Origin of the sequence: Paramicrobacterium salitolerans, assembly GCF_051513965.1 — a bacterium.
GTDB lineage: Bacteria > Actinomycetota > Actinomycetes > Actinomycetales > Microbacteriaceae > Paramicrobacterium.
On record NZ_CP195847.1, the window covers coordinates 987,918 to 1,008,463 of the forward strand.

Sequence of the window (20,546 nt, forward strand, 5' to 3'; positions counted from 1 at the left end):
TGTTCCCGGTGATGGACTTACGGAGGTACATGACCGCGCGAGAAGCACTCAACCCAAACACGTCGGATCCTGACGCCACGCCAGACCCCGTGCGCTGGCGCGTGCTCTGGGTGCTGCTCACGGCGATCTTCATGTCGCTCATCGGCGTGAGCATCGTCAACGTCGCGCTCCCATCCATCCAGCACGGTCTCGGCGCGACCCAGTCTGATCTGCAGTGGGTGCTCTCGGGCTATGCCCTGACGTTCGGCATCGTTCTGGTCGCTGCGGGACGCGCCGGCGACATAATGGGGCGGGGCGGAATCTTCATCCTCGGTGTGATCGTATTCACGGCTTCCTCCGTCGCGGCCGGTTTCGCTCCGAACGCCGAGTGGCTGAACATCTCTCGCTTCGTGCAGGGCGTCGGGTCTGGGCTGCTGAATCCGCAGGGCGTCGGCATGATCCAGCAGTATTTCCGCGGCGCTGAGCGCGGCAAGGCTTTCGGCTATTTCGGGAGCGCTGTTGGCGTCTCCGTCGCCATCGGCCCCGTACTCGGAGGGCTTCTGATCGATCTCGGCGGCCCTGAGATCGGCTGGCGGCTCACCTTTCTGGTGAACGTGCCGATCGGCATCCTCACGATCATTCTCGCCCTCATCTGGTTCCCGCGTCCGCTGATCCGACTCCGGCAGAAGGCAGTGACCGCCGACGTCGTCGAGGTGCGTCAACGTGGGAGATCCATGGATGCCGTCGGCGCGGTCCTCCTCGGGCTCGCCGTTCTGGCACTCCTCTTCCCGTTCGTCGAAACCACGGCTCCGGCCACGATCTGGCTGCTGATTCCCGCCGGGCTCGCCCTCGTCGTCGCGTGGGTGGCGTGGGAGAAGCGCTACGCGCGCATTGGACGCAGCCCCATGGTCGATCTGAAGATCTTCTCGACGAAGAGCTTCGCCAACGGAACGGTCATCGTCACTCTGTACTTCCTCGGTATGACGAGTGTATGGGTGCTCATCGCTCTGTACATGCAGGAGGGACTCGGCTGGTCGGCCTCGGCTGCGGGTCTCATCGGCATCCCGTCGGCCATACTGTCGGCGTTCGCGTCCACGTGGGCGGGCTACCGCGTCGCTCGACTCGGACGCAAGGTCGTGATCGGCGGACTTCTCATCGGACTTGTCGGGCTCGGGCTCAGCATCGCGGTGGTGCTTCTGCACGACAGCGGCGTGCTGAGCGAGTGGTGGCTGCTGCTCTCCCTCTCCTTCATCGGGATCGCCCAGGGCTCGGTCATCAGCCCGAACCAGACGCTGACCCTTGCTGAGGTTCCTCTGCAATACGCGGGAAGCTCGGGGGCGATCATGCAGACCGGTCAGCGCATCGGCACCTCGATCGGCATCGCCGTGATCACCGCGCTCGTCTTCGCCACGCTGTCGCAGGCATCCTGGGCTATCGCCGTCACCGTCGGGTTCAGCGCGATCGGGCTGGTCGTGATCGCGGCACTGGTGGTCGCATTGAAGGATGCCCGTGACAGAGCGCGCGGAAATGGCTTCGATACGGTCTCCTGAGCAGCGCGAGCGGCCTCTTTCATGCCGCGTCTGACCGTCGTAGGCGGGTTTGGAGGGCGGTTGTATCGACGCCCTGGTGGCTCAGCGCCGTGCGACCCGCGCATTCTTCGCGGAGAATTCCGAGAAGAATGTGTCGCGTGCTGATTTCTCGATCTGAACGCTTGACGGCTTCCCGAAGGGCAAGCTCTAGACAGCGCTTCGCCTCGTGCGCGAACGGCATGTGCCTGCGTTTCTTGTGCGACGCGGAAAGCGCGCCCGGGCCGAATACGGTATCCGCCTTCTTTGATACCGCGGTGAGGTCGATGCCGAGCGATGTCAACGCAGCGGGATCCAATTCGGACGTCGCAGCCGAGTAGAGCGCGTTCAGTGCCTCGTCGTCAGGCAGGTACTCGCGGAGGAGCGCTGCTGAATCGTCAGCGGCTTCGATCACCGCGAGGAGGAGATGGGACGTGTCGATCATCTTTGCGTCGCAGCGTAACGCCTGCTCCTGGGCGTCCATGACCGCGGCCCGGGCAGTATGAGTGAACTTTTCGAACATCAGCGGGTCCTTCCGTGTTTCTTGTGTGCCGCCTGGCGTGTGACCCCCAGTGCATCCGCGATCTCTTGCCAGGACATGCCCTGATCTCGTCCATGCGCCACGTGGAGCACTTCAAGCCGATCGGCGAGCTCTCGCAGGGAGCGAACCGCGCGAAGCCCCATTCGGGGGTCGTCGCTTGTCGCGGCTTCCATTTCGTCCTTGACCATGTGTCAACTGTAGTTGACGGAGTTTTTGGCGTCAACCAATATTGACAAACTCCGCCCACACGCGGTCGAGAAGCTTTGACGATGGGTGTAGCGCCCTTATTGTGAAAAGGCAATCGAAAAGTGAGACAGAAGGGACTGGTTGCCTGGCGCGTCTTCGGGGGCCGGGCAGATCACCATGAGCACTCCTGATTCCACCGAAGAACTCATCAACCAGCTCAAGGCCGCGACCAAACGTCGAAAGCAGCAGAATAAACGGGGCATCGACTGGGTGGTCTTCACCGTCGCCGCCATTCTCGCCGTCGCATTCGTCACCTGGGGCTTCGTCTCACCCGACGGACTCGGAACCGTCGCTGATGCAGCGCTGAACGGGACGATCAAGAACCTCGGTTGGCTCTTCGTCATCGCCGCCACCGTCTTCACGGTCTTCGTGATCGTGGTCGCCGTGAGCCGCTTCGGTGCGATCCCGCTGGGCAAAGACGGAGAGGGGCCGGAATTCCGGACGTCCTCCTGGATCGCGATGATGTTCGCGACCGGCATGGGCATTGGCCTGATCTTCTACGGCGTTGGTGAGCCGCTCTTCTTCTACATGTCTCCACCACCCGGCACGGTCGACGGGCAGATTCCCGCAGCGGTGAGCACCGCGATGGGGACGACCATGTTCCACTGGACGCTCTACCCGTGGGGCATGTACGCGATCGTCGGTCTCGGCATGGCCTACGGCACCTACCGGCTCGGCCGCACTCAGCTGTTCTCCTCGATGTTCACATCCCTGTTCGGCCAGAAAGCGGTCAACGGCTGGGGTGGAAAGATTATCAACATCCTGGCGATCCTCGCGACGCTCTTCGGGTCGGCGTGCTCTCTCGGTCTCGGCGCCCTGCAGATCGGGGGCGGGCTCGAATCGACGGGCATCATGGAGAACGTCGGCACCGGCCTCACCGTGACCGTGATCGCCATCCTCACCGCTCTGTTCGTCGCTTCGGCAGTGTCGGGCATCGAGCGCGGCATCCAGTGGCTCTCCAACATCAACATGGTGCTGGCCGTGCTGCTGGCCGTCATCGTGTTCATCGGCGGCCCGACGCTGTTCATCCTCAACGTCATCCCCGATGCGATCGGCGCGTTCATCGGCGACCTGCCGGAGATGGCCTCCCGCACTCCCGCCGGCGACGCCCCCAAGCTGGCCGAGTGGATGTCGACCTGGACGATCTTCTACTGGGCATGGTGGGTGTCGTGGACGCCCTTCGTCGGACTCTTCATCGCGCGCATCTCACGCGGCCGCACGATTCGCCAGTTCGTGACGGGCGTTCTGCTCGTGCCATCTGCGATATCAGTCATCTGGTTCGCGATCTTCGGCGGCGGGGCGATCGGGCTGCAGGAGCGCGCGGAGAAAGCCGGTGACACGACGAACATGCTCGCTCAGATGGTCGACGGAGTGCCCGACATCGACTTCGACACGATCCTCTTCGACCTGCTGACGCACATGCCGGTGCCGCAGTGGGTGGTATTCGTGCTCATGGGGCTCGCCGTCGTCCTGGTGGCGATCTTCTTCGTGACAGGTGCGGACTCGGCCTCCATCGTGATGGCCGGGCTCTCCGAGAACGGCGCCGCCGAGCCGATGAAGAAACTCACTCTCTTCTGGGGCGTTGCGACGGGCGCGGTCGCCGCAGTCATGCTCCTCGCCGGCGGCGATAACCCGGCCGAGGCGCTCAACGGATTGAAGAACATCACGATCGTCTCTGCTGTTCCGTTCGTGCTCGTGATGCTGTTGCTCTGTGTCGCACTGTGGAAGGACCTCTCCAAGGATCCCCTTGTGCTCCGGGGTCAGCTGGCTCGGCGAGTCCTTGTCGAGAGCGTTGTCACCGGAGTCGAGAAGCACGAGGGAGCGTTCGAACTCACGACCGCTGTGCCCGTTGAACCGATGGACGACGACGCCGCGGAGACGTCAAAGAAGTGGCGCTTCGCTCGCAAGCGGACAGCGGATGCGGCGGCAGCCAAGAAAGAGCACCGCAATGACGGTGCGGGGCAGGATGCCGCTGACGCTCCGAGCGGCGAGAAACCCGTTGACCCGGGCCGCGACGAGCAGTGACGACTGACGCGTGGGTGGCGTGTGAGACTGTCGGTATGACAGCATCCGTGCTCGGCGTTCACAGAAGCCGCACCCACTCGTTCAGCAAGCCCACCGTCGATGAGATCGAGCTCGTCGAAGGGTTCGGAGTCGCTGGAGATGCGCACGCCGGTGCGACCGTTCAGCACGTCTCGCGTGTGAAGCGCGACCCCTCGACGCCGAACCTGCGCCAGGTGCATCTGCTTCACGCAGAGCTGTTCGACGACCTCGCAGTGGCGGGGTTCCACGTCGAACCGGGCCAGATGGGGGAGAACCTGACGACGACCGGGCTGGACATCCTCTCACTGCCCGTCGGCACGCGTCTCTCCATCGGAGACGCCGTCATCACCGTGATGGGGCTGCGCAACCCCTGCCATCAGATCAACGGGCTTCAGGAGGGACTCATGAAGCAAGTTCTCCGAACCGATGAATCAGGCGAGATCGAGCGGCTGGCGGGAGTCATGGGCGTCGTATCGCGAGGCGGAGTGATCAGGCCCGGAGATGAGATCGTGGTCGACCTGCCCCCTGAGCCCCACCACAGACTCGCCCCGGTCTGATCGAGACCGTGGCGTTGAGAGAGACCCCCCGAGGAGCACGTATTCCATGAAGAGAATCACCCTGGCCGGAACCGATATCGACGCACCGAACGTCGTGCTCGGAGCCATGCGCATCGCCGACAAGACGGACGAACAGGTTCGTGAGCTTGTCCACACCGCCCGCGATGCCGGCATCGACTTCATCGATCACGCCGACATCTACGGCCCGGAGCTGCACGCCTGCGAGCGGCGTTTCTCTGAGGCGATGAAGCTCACTTCCGCCGAGCGCGAGGCGCTGACGATTCAGACCAAGTGCGGCATCGTGCCCGACGGTCCGTACTTCGATTTCTCCCACGAGCACATCATTCGTTCCGTGGAGGGGTCGCTCAGCGCACTGCAGACGGACTACATCGACGTCCTGCTGCTTCACCGGCCCGATGCCCTCGTCGAGCCGGACGACGTGGCTAAGGCCTTCGACGAGCTCCACACGGCAGGCAAAGTCCGAGCCTTCGGCGTATCGAACCACACGCCGCTGCAGATCGAGCTGCTGAAACGCTCGGTCACTCAGCCGATCGTGGCGAACCAGCTGCAGCTCTCGATCACTCATGCGCCCCTCGTGGCGCAGGGACTGGCGGCGAATATGGGTGACGAGCCGCAGTCGATCATGCGCGATGGGGGAGTGCTCGACTACTGCCGTCTCAACGACATCACGGTTCAGGCCTGGTCGCCGTTCCAAGCCGGGTTCTTCACCGGGGTGTTCCTCGGCTCGAGCGAGTACCCGGAGCTGAACACGGTGATCGAACGTCTCGCCACGCAGTACGAGGTAGCGCCGATCGCCATCGCGACCGCGTGGATCACGCGGCATCCCGCCCACATGCAGGTGGTGCTCGGAACCACGACACCGAGCCGGGTCACTGAGGCCGCGGCGGGCTCGGACCTTCCGCTCAGCCGTGCGGAGTGGTACGAGCTGACGCGAGCCGCCGGCCATCGGGTCCCCTAAGCAGAGAACCGCAGATGAGCCGCTGATCACTTTGAATATCGCCGGTCATGGGGAGAACAACCCATCCCCATGGCGTCTTCCGCCCGTGTTTCCGTAGCGTAGTCCTACAGCAACTCAGCACCGAGAGATGGGGGAAGAAATGCGCAAGCGCATCCTGATGACATCGACCATCGGCATTCTGGCGCTCGTCCTGACGGGATGTTCCGGAGCGTCGGACGATCAGCCAGTCGACGACACCGAACAGTCGACCGAGGCTGAGGAGACCACCGAGCAGCCGGCCGAGGAGGACGAGGGCGGCGAGGCTGGAGACCTGACGGCACCGGGCACCGAGCTGTCGCTCGGCGACTCCGCAACGGTCATCTTCCCAGACACCGATGACGGCGAGCAGCAGCTCGAGATCACGGTGACCGACGTGGCCGAGGCTCCGATCTCTGACTTCAAGGAGGCCGGTGACGACTTCCTCGAGAAGCTTGAGGGCTACACGCCGTACTACGTCAGCGTCACAGCCACCAAGCTCGAGCCCTTCGAGTTCGAGCTCGACGGCAAGGACCCGACAGATGGAATGTACGCCTTCGACGCCGACGACAACCGCCTCGCCCCGATCAACATGATCGGAAACTTCGAGCCGTGTGACAACCAGTATATGGAGGAGGAGAACGACGAGGGCGAACCGCTCGACACGTGCCTCATCTTCGCTGTTCCGGATGGCTCCGAGTTCGGCTACACGGCGTGGGCTCCGAACGACACCGACTACAACTACTTCGATGGTGAGCCGATCGCGTGGAAGAAGTGATTCGCTGATCTGAATACAGAAGTGCGCCCCGACCTCGGTCGGGGCGCAGCTCTCTGCTTCGAGGCGTGTGATAACTCAGTCGAGGCGGTCACGCAGCGCACGTGCGGCGCGGCCTACGTTGTCGGCGTCGGTCACTGCGCGGACGACGACGATGCGGGATGCTCCGGCCCCGACCACTCGGTCGAGACGCATCCCTCCGGTGATGCCGCCGATCGCAAACCACGGCTTGTGCGCGAAGTCGGCGGCGCGGCGAACCGGGTCGAGCCCGACGGCCTCACGCCCGGGCTTCGTCGGCGTCTCCCAGACAGGACCCACGCAGAAGTAGTCGATGTCCGTATCGTCGTCAGCGGCCTCAGCCTGACCGATCGAATGAGTCGAGCGGCCCAGGATCACATCGGGACCGAGAATGGCTCGGGCCTGTTCGCTGGAGAGATCCCCCTGCCCGACATGGAACACATCGGCACCCACGAGCGCCGCCACATCGGCACGGTCGTTCACGGCGAAGAGCTTGCCGTGGCGTTTCGCGGCGGCGGAGAGCACTTCGAGGGCCTCGATCTCGTCTCGCGCTTCGATCGACTTGTCGCGCAGCTGGATGATGTCGACCCCGTTCGCGTACGCGGAGTCGAGAAACCGTGCCAGATCACCGCGATCACGCCGTGCATCGGTGCAGACGTACAGTCGAGCGTGCTCGAGAGCATCGAGCCTGGCAGCGCGCAGATCGGCGTCGGGCGTCGTCACAGGTCGCAGATTTGTGAGCATGTGCCTAGAGTAGAGGAAGTTCGCGGGAGCCTCGTTGAGGCTGAGAGGGCCACGTGCCGACCGCTAGACCTGATGCGGATCATGCCGCCGTAGGGAGGAACGGATGCACGCTGTCATCGTCGGAGCCGGAATCATCGGACTCGCCACCGCCTGGCGTCTCGTCGAGCGCGGATGGTCGGTCACGATCGTCGACCCGAGCCCCGGGGAGGGGGCAAGTCACGCCGCGGCGGGCATGTTGGCCCCGGCATCCGAAGTCGTGTGGGGTCAGACTCCGCTGTACCCGCTCATGATGCGCTCTGCGGAGCGCTACCCTGCGTTCGCCGAGCGGCTCGCGGCGGCATCCGGACACGATCTGCACTATTCGCGCACCGAAACGCTCGTCTGCGCGGGAGATGCCGCCGACAGGGCATCGCTCATCGAGCTCGCAGACCTGCAGCGTTCACTCGGCCTCGCCGTCGACGTCATCACCGGGTCAGCCGCCAGACAGCTCGAGCCCGCCCTTGCGCCGGGAGTCGCGGCCGCAGTCCGGCTCTCCGGCGACCACAGCATCGACCCACGTCGTGTCGTCGCGGCGCTGCTGAGCCTCCTCGGCGGGAGTCTCGTTCGACACCGCGTCGAGGCGCTCATCAGCGACGGCACACGCACACGAGGTGTGGCTCTCGCTGACGGCCAGAATCTCGTTGCCGATCAGGTTGTCGTCTGCGCGGGAGCAGACGCAGGCCAGATCGAAGGGATGCCCGAGCTGCCGCTGCGCCGCGTCTGGGGCGACGTGCTTCGACTCAGCGCGCCGCGTCCGCTGCGCCCTCTCGTGACGCGGACGATCCGCGGTCTCGTCCGCGGCCGCCCGGTGTACCTTGTGCCGCGGCCAGACGGCAGCCTCGTGCTCGGCGCTTCCGTGCGCGAAGACGGCGTGAGCGGCATCAGCGCCGGGGGAGTGCACCAGCTGCTGCGAGACATCGAGCGGGTCGTCCCCGGTGTCGAGGAGTGCGAGATCACCGACATCACCGCTCGAGCACGGCCGGGATCTCCCGATGACGTCCCCATGATCGGGCGCGTCGACGACGGCTGCGTCGTGTCGACCGGCTACTTCCGCCACGGCATCCTGCTGACACCTCTCGGCTCCGAGCTGACGGCCGACCTCGTCACGGGCGCCCCTCCCGACGACGAGCTCCTGCGAACCGTCGACCCCAACCGATTCTCACTTCTTCGACAGGGAGTACCACGATGACCGATCAGACAATCACAATCACCGTGAACGGCGACCCCCGAGACGTCGTCGCCGACAGCACGCTCGCGCACCTCGTGACGGAGCTCACGGGCAAACCGCTCGCTGCCGACGGAACGCCGGAAGACGGCTCGCGCCTCGGTGTCGCCGCAGCCGTCGACGGAGCCGTCGTGCGACGGGGCCAGTGGGCAGGACACCAGCTGTCGGCGGGACAGTCCGTCGATATCGTCACCGCGGTTCAGGGGGGCTGACATGACAATGCACGCAGACCAGCAGGCGCCGACGGCGGCCACAAACAGGCAGGATGCCGCCAGCGCCGCGGACCCGCTCGTGATCGACGGCGTCTCCCTCGAGTCGCGCCTCATCATGGGCACCGGGGGAGCAACCTCTCTCACGACGCTGGAGGAGGCGCTCATCGCGTCGGCTACTGAGCTGACGACGGTGGCGATCCGCCGGTTCGACGCCGAAGCCCGGGACTCCGTGTTCGCGATGCTGAACCGTCTCGGCATCCGCATTCTGCCCAACACGGCCGGCTGCTACACCGCGCGCGATGCTGTGCTCACGGCGCAGCTCGCACGCGAGGCGCTCGACACGTCGTGGGTGAAGCTTGAGGTCATCGCCGATGAGGAGACGCTTCTGCCCGATCCGGTCGAGCTGTTCTCCGCGGCCGAGCAGCTCGTGCTCGACGGGTTCACCGTCTTCGCGTACACGAACGACGACCCGGCGCTCGCGAAGCGACTCGAGGATGCTGGCGTCGCCGTCGTGATGCCCGCGGGCTCGCCGATCGGCAGCGGTCTGGGCATCCTCAACCCCCACAACATCCAGACGATCATCGAGCGCGCGAATGTTCCGATCGTGCTCGACGCGGGAATCGGAACAGCATCGGATGCCGCTCTCGCGATGGAGCTCGGGTGCGACGCCGTTCTGCTGGCGAGCGCCGTCACCCGCGCCCACGACGCCGGCGCGATGGCGCGTGCGATGCGCCTCGCGGTCGACGCGGGTCGGACGGCGCGCGCCGCCGGTCGGATCCCCAAGCGGCCGCTTGCACTGGCGTCGTCTCCGTTCGCGGGGATGGTGACGTCGCGCCCGTCGGAGGCGGACCTGTGAGCCGCCCATCGGCCGCGTTCCCGCCGCTCGTAGAGCCCGGGCGGCCCCTCGACTCGCGTGAGGCCGAACGCTATTCGCGGCACCTCGCTCTGCCGAACGTCGGCCTCGATGGGCAGCGGAGGCTTCGTGCGGCATCCGTCCTCGTGATCGGGGCCGGAGGGCTCGGCGCACCCACGCTGCAGTATCTCGCGGCCGCGGGCGTCGGATCGATCACGGTGATCGATCACGACGTCGTGGAGGCGTCGAACCTGCAGCGTCAGATCATCCACCGCAACGAGGACATCGGCCGCGCGAAGGTGGAGTCGGCGCGCGATGCGGTGTTGCGGCTGGACCCGCACGCGTCAGTGACAGCTCGTCGGGAGAGGCTCAGCCCGGAGAACGCGCTGGACCTGTTCGCCCGACACGACGTCGTTCTCGACGGCGCCGACAACTTCGCCACGCGCTACCTGTCGAACGACGCGGCCGAGCTCACCGGTACGCCGCTCGTGTGGGGCACCATCTTCCGCTTCGCGGGGCAGGTCAGCACGTTCTGGCCCGGTCACGGCCCCATGCTGCGCGATCTGTTTCCCGATGTTCCCGACGCCGACTCCGTACCGAACTGCGCGGAGGGCGGCGTGCTGGGGGTGCTGTGCGGCACGGTCGGTTCGGCGATGGCGACGGAGGCAGTCAAGCTCATCTGCGGCATCGGAGCGCCGCTAGTCGGGCGGCTCCTACGCTACGACGCCCTGACGGCGGACTACTCGACGCTCGCCTTCGACGTGGATCCTGACAGGCCAGCGGTCACAAGCCTTGATGAGATCGCCGTGACCTGCGCTATCGAAGCCGGTCAGGCCGATGCTGTGGAAGACAGCGTTCTCGACTCGGACGACCCCGACGCGATCAGCGCTGCCGAGCTGCAGGACCTTCTCACGAACGAACCGACGACCGAGGGGCCTGTCATCGTCGACGTGCGCGACGACTGGGAACGCGCGATCTCCGCGATTCCCGGTTCAGTTCACGTGCCGCTCGCCGACGTGCAGAGCAGAGGGTGGGATGCCGTCGCACCCGCGTGCGGAGAGAACGACGAGCTCGTGCTCTACTGCAAGGCCGGCGTGCGTTCGATCGCGGCGCGTGAGGCGCTCGCGGGGCAGCGCCCCGACGGCATCCGCATTCGCTCGCTCACCGGCGGAATCGACGCATGGGCCGACCTCGAGTCGGCCGAGCACGCGGAACCGTCGGGGTCGACAGTCTCTCGCGTGTGACATAGCGTGAGGGGGTCAGCCTCTGCGGACCTCCCCTCAGCGGCAACCCGAAACGGATGTGAGAATGGCCGAGATCGTACAGTTTCACCATGTCCTCGGGCGCACGGTCGCGCTCGATGCCATCGCCGATCGGCTGCGTGAGTCGGGGCATCTCGTGCACGCTCCCGATCTGTACGACGGCCAGGTCTTCGACACGATCGAGGAGGGCGGGCGATTCGCTGAGAGCATCGGTGTTCAGACGCTCATGACGCGCGCGCTGGCCGCGGTTCAGGGCCTCCCCGACGAGATCGTGTACCTCGGCTACTCAATGGGAACCGCTCCAGCCCAGACGCTTCTGCAGACGCGGCCCGGTGCCATCGGCGGCATCCTCATGTACGCGTGCATCGACCCCGCGAGCGTCGGCCCGTGGCCGGAGGGTGTTCCCGTGCACATCCACGCGATGAAGGACGACCCGTACTTCGCCGCTGACGCCGCGGCAGCCAAGCAGCTTGACGCGGCGCACGATGCAGTCAGCCTCTTCCTCTACCCGGGCAGCGGGCACCTGTTCATGGAGGCCGGCCATCCGGACTACGACGAGGAGGCCGCGGAGCTCGCGTTCCGCCGCATTGAAGCGCTCCTTGCGTCAATCGACACACGTCAGGATGGCGAGTCGTCCGGGCAGTGACCGCTCACCCGGCGGTGGTGAGAATTCGCGCAGGGGGGAACGGCGCCGTCAGCGTGCCTGTGCGTCGCTATCGTTGAGAGCATGAGCGAAGCGGATGCTGCGGTTGACGCGTTGGCCGAGCGCTGTGCCGAGATCGCCCGTACTCTCACGAACGCCGGCGTCCCCACGCAGCCGCTTGCGGAGTACGTTGCTGCCCGTAGGGTCGCTATCATCTTCACGAAGCAGTCGCGGCTGCAGACGATCGACCAGGTTTGGCGACTCGGCGTGGTGCTGCTGAACGCGGACGGTCAGCTCTATGCGGCGGGAACGACGACGCGCGCTGTCGACCCGGGGTGGCCGCAGTACCAGGCGCAGTCGATGGAGGTCCGGCGCGAGTACCGCGCCGCCGCGATGCGGAGCCAGTACGCCGAGGGCACGACGATCAACCTCAACGCCACTCCGATCACGCTGACACCGAAGGGCATCGCCGAGTCCGGCGGTCCCCTCGTTCTGCACAACGGCGAGGTTCGCGTGCGATGGTCGGCGCACGTCGACGATTCGGCAGCGCTGCCCGTTCGCAGTTACCTCGATGAGCGCGTCGAGCTGCTGCTTCATCCACCCGAGGGGGCGTGAGAGCATAGCTCTCATGCATGACGAGCAGAGAACCGTGATCCGTCCGCTGACCGACGCCGATGAGACTCAAGCGCTGCAGGCTCATGATGTGCTCGCCGCTGACGATTTCTCGTTCCTCCTCGACCTCGTCGACGGTGAGCCCTGGAGCGACTATGTCGAACGCATTGCGGCGATCTCGCGCGGTGAGCGGCTCGCTCCCGGGCGGGTTCCGGCGGTCTTCGCCGTGGCGGACGTGGCTGGTCGCATCGCGGGGCGTGTCTCGGTGCGTCTCGAGCTGAATGACTATCTCGCCGAATTCGGTGGACACATCGGCTACGCGGTGATGCCCGAGTTCCGTCGTCGAGGCATCGCGACCGCACTGCTCCGATACGGCCTCGACACGCTCGCGGGAAACGGTGTGGATGCCGCCCTTGTGACCTGCGATGCCGACAACGAGGCATCGCGTGCGGTGATCGAAGCCTGTGGCGGTGGTGCGGATGCCGAGCGGCCACGCGTCGGACCTGCAGACGACGAGAAGCTGCGTTTCTGGATTCCGACGGGCGCGGGCGAGCAGCGGCCGTGAGGAATCGTGAGGCCGCACGCGTTCTTCTCCTCGACTCGACGGGACGCGTCCTCCTGCTGCGCGGAACCGATCCGGAAGCGCCGGACGCTGGCAGCTGGTGGTTCACGCCCGGTGGGGGCCTCGAAGCGGGGGAGACAGCGATCGAAGCCGCGGCACGTGAGCTCAGGGAGGAGACCGGCCTCGACGCAACGGACCTCGCCGGGCCGGTGCATGAGCGTGTCGCCAGCTTTCGGTACGTCGGCGTGGATTACGCGCAGCACGAAGTCTTCTTCATCGCGCACGCTGAGCCGTTCACAGTGCGGGACGATGCGCGGACCCTCCTCGAGCACCGTGTGCTCAGCGATGCTCGCTGGTGGAGCGCCGACGAGCTGCGGTCAACCGCGGAACGCGTCTACCCGGAATACCTCGCTGATCTGCTGGACGAGCTCGGAAGCGGTGCCGGGGAACAGCGTGAAGCTTGACGGATGCCGCTGAACCAGCGCACCATAGACCGCATGTCCCACAGCGTCGTCCAGGTCAACTTCATCGTCTCGAACCTAGAGCGCACGCGAGAGTTCTACTCCCACCTCGGCTGGGAGCTCATGGCGATGGGGGACCGCGCGGCCCGCTTCTCGGGCGATGATCTCGTTGTGGCGTTCCATCTGCCGGAGTTCGCGCAGGCGTGGGACAGCACGTACGCGGGCGAGCGCGGCGGAAGCGCCGTCATCGACCTCGACTGCGACGACGCCGATGACGTTGACGCGACGTTCGACGCGCTCACCGCGGCAGGCGGCGCGCCGCGACAGCGACCGAACGACGCCTGGTTCGGCTGCCGCTATGCGATCATCGCGGACCCCGACGGCAACCTGCTCGGGCTGAAAGCGCCGCTGGCCTGAACACAGCGCACCCCGGTCGGTGCATCTCGAACCCGTGTCGCTATGACCATGGCTGCCAGGAATCACGGTCTCGCGGCGCGGCGTACGAGGGCTCCCAGCCATAGTCGTATGTCGCTGCGAAGCGCGAGCTCGTCCGGGGAGTGCGCCAGCCGTCAGCGTTCGCGAGCCAGTTGTAGCCAGCGAGGTCCACGTCATATGGACCGTCGAGCAGGTGTCCGCGCCTCCGGAGCCAACGCCCCGCGTGACCGACAGCGATGTCGAGCGACAGCGGCTGTTCTTCCAGCGCTTCGCAGACGCGCGACAGTGCGTCGGCGCAGTCGCTTCCTCCCACCTGAGCGAGGGCGAACGCGACGATCCCGAGCTCCTCGGCGTCGAGTCCCGCGAACCCTCGGCGTTCGATCGGGGCGGGCCTGACGACCGGTGCGGGAGGGGGAGACTCCAGGATGGTCTTTCGCCAGTCATATGCCTCGTCGGCGAACGCCTGCTCCGCCGCAGCATAAACGCGATCGGCCGGGCATGCTCGCACCTCGACCGGAAGCAGATAGCGCAATCGTGCCCGCACAGCGTTGACGCTGCGACCAAGATCATGCGCGATCGAGTCGACGGGCTGGCGGCTGCGAACACCAGCGATCAGCCCTTCGTAGTCGTGATCCTCCCAGAGCTCCCCGGCACGGGATAGCCGCGTCGTCGGCAGTGCGAATACGTTCTGGTCCATGGACTCTCCAATCATCGTGGAATGTCCATGCTGGCGCGGAAAGGCAGGCGTGCAGCGGTGTGAGGCGGGACGTGTGGACAGCGGTCCGGCGTGAGGCGCTGTGGACGAACGCTCAGGAGCTCTCTTTCGCGCGCTTCTTCTGCTCGCGCTCGAGCTGCGCGAGATCCACATCGACGAGTCGCTTCACGCGGCTCTTGCGCATCCGCTGATACACGTCGTCCTCGTCGGGCACGAACCCGGGTGGTCCGATGCGCGTTCGAACCTCACGGCCGATGTCCTCCCAGGCATCCGTGCGAGCACGCTCGATGATCGACCGCATCGCCTCATCATCGTCGGCGCGCTCTCTCAGAGACTCCGCCAGCATCCGGTGCACCTGCGGCCTGCGTCGGTGCTCTTCGTCATCGTCGGGTCCGGGCTTTCGGAAGCCGCGGGCACGCTCAAGGCGAGACGCCGTCTGGTCGTTCTCCGCCGCGAGCGTGAGAACGTGTTGGCGCGCGGACTCGGTGAGCTTGTCGACGTCGTAGCGTTCGTCATTGCGCAGCGCATTGACGATGAGGTTGTTCTTCACGGCCATCCGCACCGACGAGAGAGCGATCATCACGCCCTCTTCGACGACGCGCTCGATGGGCGCGACCGTCTTCGTGCGCGGGGGCACGTAGCGCCCGACATCACGCGTGCGCTTGCGGCGCCGAAGACGGGAGAAGAATGACACCCCTCTATTCTGTCTGGCTCAGCACCGGTTCCGAAACCATGACACCGGAAATAAGCCTGTCGAGCACGGTAAGACCTTCGGGAGACAGCACGGATTCGAGGTGACCCTGCACGGAGACGATGCGTGGGCCGCGCAGCGCGTGCACGGCGTCTGTCGCGGCATCCTTCGCGATCTCGAGTGAGAGACGCGGCGTGTGCGTGCGCGCGGTCGCGAACGCCGAGAACGTGTTGTAGTAGCCGACGCGCGCTGACTCTCCGAAGAGATCGACCGTGTGCTGAACGCCCTGGCGCGGTGCCGTGAGCGGCGCCACGTCGAGCCCGAGCATGAGCGAGAGGATCTGATGGCTGAGGCAGACGGTCAGCATCGGACGACCCGAGGAGACCCGGTCGCTGATGAGGCGCCGCATCCGTCCGATGCGCTGCTCGGTGCTGCGAGGATCGCCGGGTCCTGGGCCGAACACGACGAGGTCGTCGTCGGTGCTCGGCTCCGCCTGCTCCCAGCCGACCACACGAGCCTCGAATCCGAGGTGCGTGAGCTGATGCGCGAGCATGCGGGTGAAGTCGTCTCCGGCGTCGATGACGAGTACGCGGGCTCCTCGTGTCGGCCGGGGTGACTGCGGAGCTCTCCAGAAGGTCGCGAGGTCGTCGTTTCGCCGTTCGAGAAGCTCGGCGTAGCGCGGGTCATCGGGTAGACGGCCGCCACCGCTGCGACGGGGCAGGATGCCGAGGGCGCTCAGCACCCCGGACGCTTTGACGTGCGTCTCGGCGACCTCGCTGTCGGGGTCCGAGTGTCGCACGAGCGTCGCGCCGGCCGAGACCGTGACCGTTCCGGAGCCGTCCACGTGCGCGGTGCGGATGAGAATCGGGGCGTCGAGATCATACCCGGCGGCAGTCGGCGTGAACCGGGCGAGGACGCCCGCGTAATAGCGGCGCCCTGTCCTCTCGTGCCGCGCGATGACGCGGCAGGCGTTCTCCATGGGGGAGCCCGTGACCGTCGGCGCGAACATCGTGAGGCGCAGCACCTCACGGACATCCTTGTCGCTGTGTCCCTCAAGCAGATACTCGGTATGCGTCAGCTTCGACATGCGCTTCAGGAACGGACCGCGCATGCGTCCGCCCTCGGGGCACACGGCGCTCATCATCTTGAGCTCCTCGTCGACGACCATGACGAGTTCCTCGCGCTCCTTGACGTCGCCCAGAAAGTCGATCATCTGCTCAGGGGTCGGACCATCTGAGGGATGGCGGAAGGTTCCGCTGATGGGATTCATGCCGACCACGCCGTCTGTGACGCTGACGTGTCGTTCGGGAGTCGCTCCGACGAGGGAGATGTCCGGCGTGTGCACCGCAAAGGTCCAGTAGGCGCCGTTCTCCCGCACGAGCAGCTCGCGCAGCCAGCCGAGAACAGCGGATGCCGCGGGCTCGGCGGTCTGCCCGACCACGTCGCGTCTGATGACGAAGTTCGCTCCGGCGCCCCGGCCGATCTCGTTCTCGATGACCTCGCGCACCGTCTCGGCGTACTCCGCGTCGTCGATGTCGATGTGCACGTCGGAGACGTCGGCGGGCGTCTGGGGGAGCTGCGCGAGAGCGGCATCCACATCGATCGTCTCTCGCTCCGACACGACGAGGCAGCGCAGGGGAGCGCCGTCGTCATGCGCTTCGAAGCCGCGCTCTCGCACCTGACGGAAGGGCACGAGCGCGAGAACCTCGGAGCCATCGAGCGGAATGTCTGCGAGCGCACTGACATCGCGGACCTGCCCGATCAGCACGTCGAGGGTCGGCTCGTTCTCTCGGCGGATCACCGCGAACGGCTCGTCGCCGCTGGCGAGTCGGGGGAGGAGCCGGGAGGAGTTGGTCATGGGGGTCGCTTTCGGTCTGGCCCTCCGACTCGACCGTCCGCTTAACCGAAACGACCGCCTCGAAGGGCGGTCGTGTGTCGTCGCTCGACGCGTGGATCCGCCTTCAGGCGGCCCACCACTGGCGTTGCGTCGACGTGTGCATGCTCCGATGGTAGCGCATCAGTCGACCGTCTCCGCAAGCTCGGGAACAGCGGTGGGCTTCTGCAGCAGCCGGATGATGGGCCCGAGCGCGATCTTGATGCTCGTGAAGCGCATGACGAGCGTGCGGACGAACGCGAGCGTCGTGCTGAGGCGAAACATGAGAGAAGCGAGCTGCCGCGAGTTCGACTGTGCGCTCTCCACACGTGGGCGCTGCGCCGCTTCGAACGCGTGGAGCGCCCGATGGATGTTCCCCGAGTCGATGCCCTCGAGCGTGCGGCAGAGCACCCACGCGGACTCCATCGCCATACCGGCACCGATGCCTGCGGTGGGCAGAAAGCCAGCGGCTGCGTCACCGAGGAGCACCGTCCGACCGGTCGCCCACGGGCGAGTCCGCACGTCGTCGAGCACCCAGTAGAACGGATCGTCGGCCTCTGCGACCGCGTCCAGAATATGCCGAAGTCGCGGCGTGCTGTCGTTGAGGCGCGAACGGATGCTGTCGACGAACGCTGCCGGACCGGCATCCGTCTGCGCTGTCGGCCCTCCGATGAACGCGCCGACCGCACCCTTCACCGGGTAGCTGCCCACGAAGAAGCCGTCTCCCCAGAGCTCCTCGCCGAGATCGGAGTCGCCATCGTCGGGCGCCCAGACGACCCAGCCGCCCCAGTCGGTGATGGTCTCGCTCGGGTTCTGGCCGCCCGGTACGAAGCGACGGGTGCGCGAATGGATGCCGTCGGCCACGATCACGAGATCGAAGGACGCCTCCGTGTGGCCGCTCGGCCCGTCGAACCGAACGTGGACGCTGTCGTCTCCCTCTGTCAAGGAGGTCACCGTGGTCTCCGTCGAGACCGGCGCCCCGGAGGCTGTGAGCACGTCGAGCAGAGCGCCACGGCTGATGCCTCGGTAGTCGCCGTACACACTGAGCAGATCGCCGAGGGCGTCTTCGCGGACGGTGCTCCCGTGCCGGTCGAGCAGACGGTACCTCTCGATGTGCGTGCTCGCTTCGCGATAGGCATCGTGCACGCCGAGGTCATCGAGGGCAGCATCCGCCATCGGCATCAGCGCAAGCATGTAGCCGGTCTCCGTGAGATCGGTGGCACGGTCGATCACCACGGGGTGAAGACCGCGCACACGCAGGAGCTGAGCGGCCGTCGTGCCGGCGATGCCCGCGCCCACGACAAGCACTCGGAGCGGGTCGCCCGCGGCCGCGTCGATCTGCGCTTGCAGGGGAGTCAGCGAGAACATGGTGCTCCAATCAGTGCTGTGGACCAGATGGTCCAAGGTTACGCCCTCTGGACCGAATGGTCCAGAGCCGATAGGATCGCGCTGTGGCCATCACCCAGGAACGCAGAGAGCATCTGGTGCGCACCGCGGCGCGCGAGTTCGCCGAGGTCGGCTTCGAGCAAGCATCCTTGAACGCCGTCATTCGACATTGCGGGCTCAGCAAGAGCTCGTTCTACAACCTGCTGGACTCGAAGCTCGCGCTCTACGACCTGGTCATCGCCGACGTGTCGCACCGTCTCACGCGCGCACTCGATCTTCCCGCACCGGAGGACTTCGGCGATGATCGCTACTGGTCGCACGTCGTCGACCTCATCGTGCGGCTCACTCAGGTGCTGACAAGCGATGATCTGTACGTCGATCTCGCGCAACTGCTCTACGACACTCAGGCTCCGGACGGCAGCCTCGAAGCTCGGCGAGTGCTCGCCGCCGCCGAACAGTGGGTGCGCGATGTCGTGTCGGTCGGCCGAGAGTGCGGCGCGGTGCGAACCGATCTTCCGGTCTCCCTTCAAGGCGAGCTCGCGTTCACGATGCTCCGCACGTTCGACGAGTGGAGCGTGCGCCACCTGGACGAGATCCCCGCTGACCAGCTGGAAGGTCTCGTGGATGCTCAGCTTGCGGCGCTGCGGCGGCTGTTCGCGCCCTGACCGACGCCCGTCAGATCAGCGAACCCCCGGAATCGAAGCCCTTGGGGTAGATGTGCCCCTCGTGGGACGGCGGATGCTCCCGAAGCTGCCGCATCGCCTTGTACGGCTGACCATCCGTGGGCGTCGCGGCGGGTAGCCAGTCGGGCAGAAGCCCAGGCTGGTGTGTTGACGCATGATCCGAATGAGGATCCTGCGTGTGATCCGATGTCTGTGACCGGCGAACCGGCTCCTCTGCCGTGCTCATGCTCTCACCGTACCCCCGTCCTGGCGCGGCGGCAACGGTCTCATCGCGGGTCATAGCGAACTCCCGCACGGTTCAAAGAAACGCCGAGGAGAGAGAGTGCACGGCGGCGGCGACCGCATCCGCGGCGGCAACTCCGTGCTGCGGCTCGGCGGAGGGCGGAAAGGTAAAGCGCACGCTCGTCTGAGCCGTGGGGCCGTCGATGCCGATCGCGGTGAGAACGTGCGACGGTTCGTCGCTGCCAGCCGCACAGGCAGAGCCGGAGGATGCCGTCACGCCACGCCGCTCCAGTTCGAGAAGCACAGCCTCGCCGCTCGTCGCGCTGAAGCAGAACGATGCGTGGTTTGGCAGGCGAGACGTCGCACTCCCGGTGAGAAAGGCCCCGGGGGCGTCGGCGAGAACGCGGGCGATGAACGCGTCGCGCACCAGGGCCGCACGCACGGCGGCATCCTGGCGCTCGTTCTCGGCAAGCTCGAGCGCCGTCGCAAGAGCGACGGCGAAGGCGACGTTCTCGGTACCCGAGCGGCGGCCGCGCTCCTGCCCTCCGCCGTGGATGATGGGCTCAACCGGCACGCGCCCGCGAATCGCTGCGACCCCGATCCCCTTCGGCGCACCGACTTTGTGGCCCGCGAGGGACACGGCGTCCGCCCCGAGGCCTGCGAGAGGCAGCCAACCCGCCGCCTGCACGCAGTCGGAGTGAAACGGGATGCCGTGTTCGCGCGCGACCGCGGAGAGCGCGACGATGTCGGCGATCGTTCCGATCTCGTTGTTCGCGTAGGCGAGGCTCACGAGAGCGGTGTCGTCGCGGATCGCACGCCGGAGCGACTCCTGGGTGACGGACCCGTCGGCCCCGACGTCGACGTAGGTGACCTCGAAGCCGTGCACGCGAGACAGGAAGTCTGCGGAGGCCAGCACCGCTTCGTGCTCGATGGGAGAGGTCACGAGGTGCCGACCGCGGGACGAGCCGAGGGCGATGCCGATCACGGCGAGATTGTCGGCCTCGGTTCCGCCGCTCGTGAACGAGACGTCGCCCGTGCGCATCCCGATCACTGCGGCAACGCGGGCTCGTGCGTCCTCCAGTGCTTCGGCCGCGCGCTCGCCGATCCTGTGGTGGCTGGACGGGTTGCCGAAGTCTCCCGTGAGGTACGGCCAGGCAGCTTCGAGCGCCTCGCGCCGCACGGGAGCGGTGGCTGCCGTGTCGAGGTACAC

At 66.3% G+C, this 20,546-nt stretch carries 24 protein-coding genes and 1 riboswitch; of the genes, 15 read left to right on the forward strand and 9 right to left on the reverse strand.

Annotation, left to right across the window (positions count from 1 at the left end; all coding sequences use genetic code 11):
- Window positions 1-29: 29 nt before the first annotated feature.
- The gene (locus ACSAGD_RS04650) at window positions 30-1,529 is read left to right on the forward strand and encodes an MFS transporter (RefSeq protein WP_437584561.1); all 1,500 of its coding nucleotides are present in this window, start codon (window positions 30-32) and stop codon (window positions 1,527-1,529) included.
- A gap of 19 nt (window positions 1,530-1,548) precedes the next feature.
- Here ACSAGD_RS04650 and ACSAGD_RS04655 read toward each other — a convergent pair whose 3' ends face one another.
- Both ACSAGD_RS04655 and ACSAGD_RS04660 read right to left on the reverse strand, forming a co-directional pair.
- Complete coding sequence (locus ACSAGD_RS04655) at window positions 1,549-2,067, reverse strand: Clp protease N-terminal domain-containing protein (protein ID WP_437584563.1); 519 nt, start codon at window positions 2,065-2,067, stop codon at window positions 1,549-1,551.
- The gene (locus tag ACSAGD_RS04660; RefSeq protein ID WP_437584564.1) at window positions 2,067-2,273 is read right to left on the reverse strand and encodes an RNA polymerase subunit sigma-70; all 207 of its coding nucleotides are present in this window, start codon (window positions 2,271-2,273) and stop codon (window positions 2,067-2,069) included. The genes ACSAGD_RS04655 and ACSAGD_RS04660 overlap by 1 nt, the downstream gene beginning before the upstream one ends.
- A 175-nt stretch (window positions 2,274-2,448) precedes the next feature.
- Between ACSAGD_RS04660 and ACSAGD_RS04665 the strand changes: the two genes are divergently transcribed.
- The 4 genes from ACSAGD_RS04665 (at window position 2,449) to ACSAGD_RS04680 (ending at window position 6,703) form a co-directional block, all read left to right on the forward strand.
- On the forward strand, window positions 2,449-4,356 hold the full coding sequence (locus tag ACSAGD_RS04665; protein ID WP_437584565.1) for a BCCT family transporter: 1,908 nt from the start codon (window positions 2,449-2,451) through the stop codon (window positions 4,354-4,356).
- 35 nt (window positions 4,357-4,391) lie between these two features.
- Window positions 4,392-4,931, forward strand: coding sequence for an MOSC domain-containing protein (locus ACSAGD_RS04670; RefSeq protein ID WP_437584566.1), 540 nt, complete (start codon window positions 4,392-4,394; stop codon window positions 4,929-4,931).
- Between the two features lie 46 nt (window positions 4,932-4,977).
- Entirely contained in the window at window positions 4,978-5,910 is a 933-nt protein-coding gene (locus ACSAGD_RS04675) for an aldo/keto reductase (RefSeq protein ID WP_437584567.1), read from the forward strand.
- Between the two features lie 139 nt (window positions 5,911-6,049).
- The gene (locus ACSAGD_RS04680) at window positions 6,050-6,703 is read left to right on the forward strand and encodes a hypothetical protein (RefSeq protein WP_437584568.1); all 654 of its coding nucleotides are present in this window, start codon (window positions 6,050-6,052) and stop codon (window positions 6,701-6,703) included.
- A 75-nt stretch (window positions 6,704-6,778) separates the two neighbouring features.
- On the opposite strand, the gene thiE is transcribed toward ACSAGD_RS04680, so the two are convergent.
- Window positions 6,779-7,462, reverse strand: a complete 684-nt coding sequence (gene thiE / locus ACSAGD_RS04685; protein ID WP_437584569.1) for a thiamine phosphate synthase — start codon at window positions 7,460-7,462, stop codon at window positions 6,779-6,781.
- 12 nt (window positions 7,463-7,474) lie between these two features.
- A riboswitch (TPP riboswitch) is annotated at window positions 7,475-7,576 on the forward strand.
- Here thiE and thiO point away from each other — a divergent pair.
- The 9 genes from thiO to ACSAGD_RS04730 all read left to right on the forward strand — a co-directional run bounded on the left by thiO (window position 7,566) and on the right by ACSAGD_RS04730 (window position 13,748).
- A complete protein-coding gene (thiO, locus tag ACSAGD_RS04690) occupies window positions 7,566-8,690 on the forward strand; it encodes a glycine oxidase ThiO (RefSeq protein ID WP_437584570.1) in 1,125 nt (374 codons plus the stop codon). It overlaps the preceding riboswitch by 11 nt.
- Window positions 8,687-8,938: a sulfur carrier protein ThiS gene (gene thiS, locus ACSAGD_RS04695; protein ID WP_437584571.1), complete on the forward strand. Its 252-nt coding sequence runs from the start codon at window positions 8,687-8,689 to the stop codon at window positions 8,936-8,938. The genes thiO and thiS overlap by 4 nt, the downstream gene beginning before the upstream one ends.
- A 115-nt stretch (window positions 8,939-9,053) precedes the next feature.
- Window positions 9,054-9,794 (forward strand): thiazole synthase, encoded by a 741-nt coding sequence (locus ACSAGD_RS04700; RefSeq protein WP_437585104.1) that lies wholly within the window; start codon window positions 9,054-9,056, stop codon window positions 9,792-9,794.
- Complete coding sequence (moeB, locus tag ACSAGD_RS04705) at window positions 9,791-11,035, forward strand: molybdopterin-synthase adenylyltransferase MoeB (protein WP_437584572.1); 1,245 nt, start codon at window positions 9,791-9,793, stop codon at window positions 11,033-11,035. The genes ACSAGD_RS04700 and moeB overlap by 4 nt, the downstream gene beginning before the upstream one ends.
- Window positions 11,036-11,099: 64 nt before the next feature.
- On the forward strand, window positions 11,100-11,699 hold the full coding sequence (locus ACSAGD_RS04710; RefSeq protein ID WP_437584573.1) for a dienelactone hydrolase family protein: 600 nt from the start codon (window positions 11,100-11,102) through the stop codon (window positions 11,697-11,699).
- Between the two features lie 81 nt (window positions 11,700-11,780).
- Complete coding sequence (locus ACSAGD_RS04715) at window positions 11,781-12,311, forward strand: hypothetical protein (protein WP_437584574.1); 531 nt, start codon at window positions 11,781-11,783, stop codon at window positions 12,309-12,311.
- A 13-nt stretch (window positions 12,312-12,324) separates the two neighbouring features.
- Window positions 12,325-12,873 (forward strand): GNAT family N-acetyltransferase, encoded by a 549-nt coding sequence (locus ACSAGD_RS04720; protein WP_437584576.1) that lies wholly within the window; start codon window positions 12,325-12,327, stop codon window positions 12,871-12,873.
- Window positions 12,870-13,334, forward strand: coding sequence for an NUDIX hydrolase (locus ACSAGD_RS04725; protein WP_437584577.1), 465 nt, complete (start codon window positions 12,870-12,872; stop codon window positions 13,332-13,334). Before ACSAGD_RS04720 ends, ACSAGD_RS04725 begins: the two co-directional genes overlap by 4 nt.
- A 33-nt stretch (window positions 13,335-13,367) precedes the next feature.
- Window positions 13,368-13,748: a VOC family protein gene (locus ACSAGD_RS04730; RefSeq protein ID WP_437584578.1), complete on the forward strand. Its 381-nt coding sequence runs from the start codon at window positions 13,368-13,370 to the stop codon at window positions 13,746-13,748.
- Window positions 13,749-13,788: 40 nt separating this feature from the next.
- Here the strand turns inward: ACSAGD_RS04730 and ACSAGD_RS04735 are convergent, their stop codons facing one another.
- The 4 genes from ACSAGD_RS04735 to ACSAGD_RS04750 form a co-directional block, all read right to left on the reverse strand.
- Window positions 13,789-14,463 (reverse strand): hypothetical protein, encoded by a 675-nt coding sequence (locus ACSAGD_RS04735; RefSeq protein ID WP_437584579.1) that lies wholly within the window; start codon window positions 14,461-14,463, stop codon window positions 13,789-13,791.
- Window positions 14,464-14,575: 112 nt separating this feature from the next.
- Window positions 14,576-15,175 (reverse strand): hypothetical protein, encoded by a 600-nt coding sequence (locus tag ACSAGD_RS04740; RefSeq protein ID WP_437584580.1) that lies wholly within the window; start codon window positions 15,173-15,175, stop codon window positions 14,576-14,578.
- A 4-nt stretch (window positions 15,176-15,179) separates the two neighbouring features.
- Window positions 15,180-17,030, reverse strand: a complete 1,851-nt coding sequence (locus ACSAGD_RS04745; protein ID WP_437584581.1) for a chorismate-binding protein — start codon at window positions 17,028-17,030, stop codon at window positions 15,180-15,182.
- Between the two features lie 159 nt (window positions 17,031-17,189).
- Window positions 17,190-18,413: an FAD-dependent oxidoreductase gene (locus ACSAGD_RS04750; RefSeq protein ID WP_437584582.1), complete on the reverse strand. Its 1,224-nt coding sequence runs from the start codon at window positions 18,411-18,413 to the stop codon at window positions 17,190-17,192.
- 83 nt (window positions 18,414-18,496) lie between these two features.
- Here ACSAGD_RS04750 and ACSAGD_RS04755 point away from each other — a divergent pair, with 83 nt between their 5' ends.
- Window positions 18,497-19,096 carry a TetR/AcrR family transcriptional regulator gene (locus ACSAGD_RS04755; protein ID WP_437584583.1) on the forward strand — a complete coding sequence of 200 codons (600 nt, stop codon included), beginning with the start codon at window positions 18,497-18,499 and terminating at the stop codon, window positions 19,094-19,096.
- A gap of 10 nt (window positions 19,097-19,106) precedes the next feature.
- Here ACSAGD_RS04755 and ACSAGD_RS04760 read toward each other — a convergent pair whose 3' ends face one another.
- Complete coding sequence (locus ACSAGD_RS04760) at window positions 19,107-19,340, reverse strand: hypothetical protein (RefSeq protein ID WP_437584584.1); 234 nt, start codon at window positions 19,338-19,340, stop codon at window positions 19,107-19,109.
- A gap of 72 nt (window positions 19,341-19,412) precedes the next feature.
- Window positions 19,413-20,546, reverse strand: a complete 1,134-nt coding sequence (locus ACSAGD_RS04765) for a cysteine desulfurase family protein (protein WP_437584585.1) — start codon at window positions 20,544-20,546, stop codon at window positions 19,413-19,415.

Bases quoted from the DNA above. Each gene is read 5' to 3' on its own strand.
- ACSAGD_RS04720 (WP_437584576.1), top strand. From the start codon at position 12,325: ATGCATGACGAGCAGAGAACCGTGATCCGTCCGCTGACCGACGCCGAT.
- ACSAGD_RS04750 (WP_437584582.1), bottom strand. From the start codon at position 18,413: ATGTTCTCGCTGACTCCCCTGCAAGCGCAGATCGACGCGGCCGCGGGC.
- ACSAGD_RS04700 (WP_437585104.1), top strand. From the start codon at position 9,054: ATGGGCACCGGGGGAGCAACCTCTCTCACGACGCTGGAGGAGGCGCTC.
- ACSAGD_RS04730 (WP_437584578.1), top strand. From the start codon at position 13,368: ATGTCCCACAGCGTCGTCCAGGTCAACTTCATCGTCTCGAACCTAGAG.
- ACSAGD_RS04680 (WP_437584568.1), top strand. From the start codon at position 6,050: ATGCGCAAGCGCATCCTGATGACATCGACCATCGGCATTCTGGCGCTC.
- ACSAGD_RS04675 (WP_437584567.1), top strand. From the start codon at position 4,978: ATGAAGAGAATCACCCTGGCCGGAACCGATATCGACGCACCGAACGTC.
- ACSAGD_RS04760 (WP_437584584.1), bottom strand. From the start codon at position 19,340: ATGAGCACGGCAGAGGAGCCGGTTCGCCGGTCACAGACATCGGATCAC.
- ACSAGD_RS04715 (WP_437584574.1), top strand. From the start codon at position 11,781: ATGAGCGAAGCGGATGCTGCGGTTGACGCGTTGGCCGAGCGCTGTGCC.
- ACSAGD_RS04670 (WP_437584566.1), top strand. From the start codon at position 4,392: ATGACAGCATCCGTGCTCGGCGTTCACAGAAGCCGCACCCACTCGTTC.
- ACSAGD_RS04650 (WP_437584561.1), top strand. From the start codon at position 30: ATGACCGCGCGAGAAGCACTCAACCCAAACACGTCGGATCCTGACGCC.
- ACSAGD_RS04745 (WP_437584581.1), bottom strand. From the start codon at position 17,030: ATGACCAACTCCTCCCGGCTCCTCCCCCGACTCGCCAGCGGCGACGAG.
- thiS (WP_437584571.1), top strand. From the start codon at position 8,687: ATGACCGATCAGACAATCACAATCACCGTGAACGGCGACCCCCGAGAC.
- ACSAGD_RS04660 (WP_437584564.1), bottom strand. From the start codon at position 2,273: ATGGTCAAGGACGAAATGGAAGCCGCGACAAGCGACGACCCCCGAATG.
- ACSAGD_RS04735 (WP_437584579.1), bottom strand. From the start codon at position 14,463: ATGGACCAGAACGTATTCGCACTGCCGACGACGCGGCTATCCCGTGCC.
- thiE (WP_437584569.1), bottom strand. From the start codon at position 7,462: ATGCTCACAAATCTGCGACCTGTGACGACGCCCGACGCCGATCTGCGC.
- ACSAGD_RS04655 (WP_437584563.1), bottom strand. From the start codon at position 2,067: ATGTTCGAAAAGTTCACTCATACTGCCCGGGCCGCGGTCATGGACGCC.
- ACSAGD_RS04665 (WP_437584565.1), top strand. From the start codon at position 2,449: ATGAGCACTCCTGATTCCACCGAAGAACTCATCAACCAGCTCAAGGCC.
- thiO (WP_437584570.1), top strand. From the start codon at position 7,566: ATGCACGCTGTCATCGTCGGAGCCGGAATCATCGGACTCGCCACCGCC.
- ACSAGD_RS04710 (WP_437584573.1), top strand. From the start codon at position 11,100: ATGGCCGAGATCGTACAGTTTCACCATGTCCTCGGGCGCACGGTCGCG.